The following is a 1,619-nucleotide window of genomic DNA, read 5'->3' as shown; positions in this document are numbered from 1 at the left end:
TGGTGAAGGTGCAGGTCGTCGTTCGCTGGCGCACGGCGCTGTTGCGGAAGATGCTGATGGCGCCCATGGCGGTCGAGATGACCGAGCCTCGCTCCCGGTCCGGCTTGGCCTGTAGTTCCGCCAGCTCCTGCTGGGCGCGGGGGCTGTAGCCGAAGGTCTTGCACTCCGCGATCCACTGCTCGAGCATGGCCGCCAGCTTGTCCAGCGCGGCATCGCCGCCGGTGGGGTCCGCCGGCGTCCCTACACCTGGCGGAGCGTGCGCGGAACCGGGAGCGATCACCTCGCCGTCTTCGTCGAGGGTGGGAGGCGTGTAGCTGAGGTCCCTGAAGCCGACGGTGGGGTCCTTGGCCACCCCGGCGTACAGCTCCAGGATCAGGCCGAAGCTGGGGATCTGGCCATACTGGTCGGGGAAGGTGGCACAGCGGTCGGACGCGAACAGGATGGCGGCCGACAGAGCGCTGCGGCCGGTGTTGCGCCAATGCACCTCCACGGTGTCCGGCACGAAGGCCGCGCACAGGCCGTCGACATGGGTTTCCCACGCCGCTTCGATCTGGTGCAGCCGCAGGATCTTGGCTTCCAGCGCCTGGACACGGCTGCCGACGTCCGCCTGTCCAGGCTTGGGGGGAGCAGGCTGGGGCGCGCCCACGCCGGCGGCGTGGAAGATGATGCGCCAGTCATCGCGCAGCTTGACCTCCCAATTGGGCAGCCGGGCCAGTCCCAACAGGCCGAACAGCGCCGTGGCGCCGGCGCTGGGCCCGAAGATCGAGATCAACTCGGCGCGGATTTCATGGCGCAGGACCAGGCGCTGTTCGCCACCCCGGACATTGGATGGATCGAGGGGGTTCCAGGAGTGCAGGCCTGTCCCGATTTCGGCCCAGGCCAGGCGGATGACCGGCCCCTGCCGGGAGCACCATCCATTGAGCAGCATGTAGAGCTCCCCCTTGGGGTCATTGACGATCCAGCAGGGCGACGGGATCGCGGCATCGCGCGGCCAGTCGGCCAGCACGTTGGTGGCGATGATGACCGACTTGCCCGTGCCGGGAGGGGCCAGCAGTTGGCCTGAGAGCACTTCCCAGTTACGGATGTAGACGACAGGGAAGATGGTGAGGAAGAAGTTCCTGATCTTGCGGGCCATCGGCGAGCGTGACGGCAGCAGGCTGATGATGGGGCTGTTCCAGCGCCCCAGGATAAGGCCCGTGCGCCCGAACAGGTCGTCCCGCTGCAGGTCACGCTTGGTGGCCCATTTGGCGTCGCCCATGTCCTTGTACCGGGTCTCGAATGGTCGCAAGTTGTCGACCATGCCGCCGACCAGGATCCCCGCCAGGAGGCACGCCATACCCGCGATCAACAGAAGGGGAGGCCCGCCGTGGGCAAGCGGGCGTTCGTAGAACCGCGGCACGATGGCGTAGCGCCACCAGAAGGAGGTGAAGTGGTCGGGCAAGCTGGACCAGTAGGCCACGGCATCCCGCCACCACGGGACCCAGGCGCCCGGCAGGAAGCCCCTGGCATCGCCCATCTGGACCAGGGCCTCGCCATGAACGAAGCACCGGGCGACCGTGCCATAGGGCAGGGGGTGGGCGGGCGTGGGCCGCTTGCAGGCCTCGGTGACCACGACCCAG

The 1,619-nt window shown here is 68.2% G+C and carries 1 pseudogene; it reads right to left on the bottom strand.

The features are described from left to right. Positions 1-1,619, bottom strand: a pseudogene (locus tag I55_RS37045) (hypothetical protein); the annotation flags it as partial.

Source organism: Azospirillum sp. B4, assembly GCF_000333275.1.
Classification (GTDB): Bacteria; Pseudomonadota; Alphaproteobacteria; order Azospirillales; family Azospirillaceae; genus Nitrospirillum.
The sequence above is the reverse complement of the archived record's forward strand: the minus strand, read 5'-3'. Positions and strand labels throughout refer to the sequence as shown.